This is a genomic window from Sodalis-like endosymbiont of Proechinophthirus fluctus, from assembly GCF_001602625.1.
Taxonomy (GTDB): Bacteria; Pseudomonadota; Gammaproteobacteria; order Enterobacterales; family Enterobacteriaceae.
On sequence record NZ_LECR01000044.1, the window covers coordinates 12,257 to 14,643 of the forward strand.

Below are 2,387 nucleotides of genomic sequence, written 5' to 3' on the forward strand. Positions count from 1 at the left end.
CAAGCCCGCGCCGTCGGCCATGATTACTGGCTATCGGTTGTACCTCCTCGGCACCGTGGTTTGGGCGGGGCGCATCGCTGAATGCTGACCACCCACTGCTATGTATGGCCGACAGGAAAAGCGTAACAATCATTATTTCACTGTGGAGGAGTTATGTTAATGATTTGGGGCCGTGAGAATTCGTTCAACGTCAAAAGGTATTCTGGTGACCGGCGGAGCAGCAGGCGTTATTTTTCAGCCTGGTACGCACGCCCCTAAACGGCGATGATCCGTAGGTCATCGAGCGCGGTACCGTGGCCTGTGAAAAGACGGTGCGCTGGAGAAGTAGTCGTAGTTCGCCTGCGGCGCCTTCGGCATTGGAGATATTCATCTCGGGTTCCTGGCTTATAACTGGTTCAATCTGGCCATCGAGCGGTAACCGGCCCATAGCTGGAGGCCTGATATCATGCATTGTGCGAGCGAATAGCCTATAAACAGCAGGTCATGCTTGCCGCTCAGTTGAAGCCGTCACGCGGTTTATTCCTCCTTCAGGCTCACCCATAATAACCTACCGTTGCGATATTGGTCAGCACATAACGATATTGGTCAGCACATAAGAAGTAACCGTCGGGGCCGGCAAGGACATCCCGGATACACTCAGCGCGATCCGTTAGCCAAGCGTTACTCCGACACCATATCATTTCCCTTCAGGATTAGGCGCAACAGCGCCTCGGTTTTTAGCGCGCTGATGAACAGCAAAAAATAGCGTCAGGCGGAAAAGTGCTCGTTTTGATAAAATATCATTCCGCTTACCGCTGGTGAATTTTGCCATAACCAGACCAGCTGATCGGTTTCCTCGACGATACCGCTACGCGCCTTGGGGACCATCAACCATGAATAATTGATGCCATAAGTGGCGATCGGCCAGCCGTAATTGGCTCCTTCATTCAGGATGTTAATTAGTCACTGCTGCGCAGGATGTGTTCATTTTCCCACATATCAACGATCCAGAGGGACTCATGGCCAGCCCCTGCTGGTTGCGGTGGCCGTGGCTCTAGATTTCCAACTGCGCGTTTTCCCGATAAACAAACGGATTATCCTCCAGCACGTCGCCGTTGGCGTGAAGGCCAATCGCTTTGCCTTTATGCTTGACTGAGCGGTGGGGCAGCGATTATTCCCTCAGCTTATATAGAGCATGCCTTGACGATCAAACACCAGCCGCCTGCTGAAATGCTCGCCGCTGGACAGTGCGGGCGGCGTTGCCCTCCAGGGCCAATCTTAGCAGGCCTATGGCAAATAACAAAAAGGGCAACACTCGCGCCAAATAAAACGGACAGTCACGGAAATAGTGGCAATTACGTTCGAGCCAGTTCGCTTTATCGGTGCTGAGCATGGCCCAAAGTGGATCGCTCACAGCTGGGGATAGCGATTGCGCAGGCCATCCCAGCTGGCGTTGCTAAGCGACTTTTGCAGTGCCACGCATTGATGATGTTCGGCGCCGCGGGCGGGGCCGTTCGGGTCATCAATAAACAGTAGCAGATCGCCCTGGATGACGCCATCCGCCGCCATCACCGCCAGATTTTGCGGGCAGATATAGCGCCGGCGGCCGAATATCACGATAAAGGTCAAATCCGGTATGAGCTTTCTCAGCAGCGGCATATCCTTACTGAAGATTTGATCCTGCAAGGTAACATTGGCAGTGCTCTCACCACCAGCAGTTTTCGCTCGGAGCAGCCGATAGCGATGCCCGGAATCAGATACGACAGCGTTTTTCCGATGCCAATGGGCGCTTCGATCACCAGATGGCGTTCGATATCCCCGCCAGCGCACGAGCGACTTCCGCTATCATCTGCCACTGCGGTTCACAGGGGATAAAATCGGGAGTATATGTTGCTGTAGTGTTTTATACCAAAGTCGTAGATTTGCGTTTTGGTAGCTACGGAGAGCGCTATCATTCAGGCTTTATCGCTTAGGAATTTAGCATTATTCCACAGTCGCGGCGAGGCGTTAGCTGATGCTGTATAAAACTGAAGGGCTTTTCCCAAACATCGAGATTTCGGCCAGTCGCGATAGTGCAGGTAAAGGCGCTACCGGCAAGGTATCCGTGACGGCGATAAAAATACATCGCACACTAATTCACCCCTTGGATCGACAGCCAGTATCTGCCAGTAACCGCACGTGCTATTATAGCAGAAACGACAGTAATGCGCCGTCCACCCCTGGTGCCCAAGCCGGGCATAGAGGCGTTTTTCTCTACCACGCTGGACACCAGCGGGCGAAGAGCACCGCAGCCCAGCACGCTGGGCTGGCGCAACAGCAAATGTTGCGGCGCCCCCTACTGCACAATCCATCCGCGCCGTCCAGCAGCAGGATGCGATCAGCCAGGATCAGCGCCTCATCGATGATAT

3 protein-coding genes and 1 pseudogene are annotated in these 2,387 nt (G+C 53.8%); 1 reads left to right on the forward strand and 3 read right to left on the reverse strand.

Annotated elements, in window-relative coordinates; translation table 11 throughout:
• Positions 1 to 190 precede the first annotated feature (190 nt).
• From BG74_RS05080 to dinG, 3 genes and pseudogenes are all read right to left on the reverse strand, one after another.
• Positions 191 to 451 carry a hypothetical protein gene (locus BG74_RS05080; protein WP_066597063.1) on the reverse strand — a complete coding sequence of 87 codons (261 nt, stop codon included), beginning with the start codon at positions 449 to 451 and terminating at the stop codon, positions 191 to 193.
• 296 nt (positions 452 to 747) lie between these two features.
• Positions 748 to 939, reverse strand: a complete 192-nt coding sequence (locus BG74_RS19625) for a PQQ-dependent sugar dehydrogenase (protein WP_187202665.1) — start codon at positions 937 to 939, stop codon at positions 748 to 750.
• Between the two features lie 355 nt (positions 940 to 1,294).
• Positions 1,295 to 1,938 (reverse strand): annotated as a pseudogene (gene dinG / locus BG74_RS16875) (ATP-dependent DNA helicase DinG); the annotation flags it as partial.
• A gap of 55 nt (positions 1,939 to 1,993) precedes the next feature.
• Between dinG and BG74_RS14865 the strand changes: the two are divergent.
• Positions 1,994 to 2,387, forward strand: a 394-nt coding sequence (locus BG74_RS14865) for a hypothetical protein (protein ID WP_204376323.1), incomplete at its 3' end; no start/stop codon positions are given.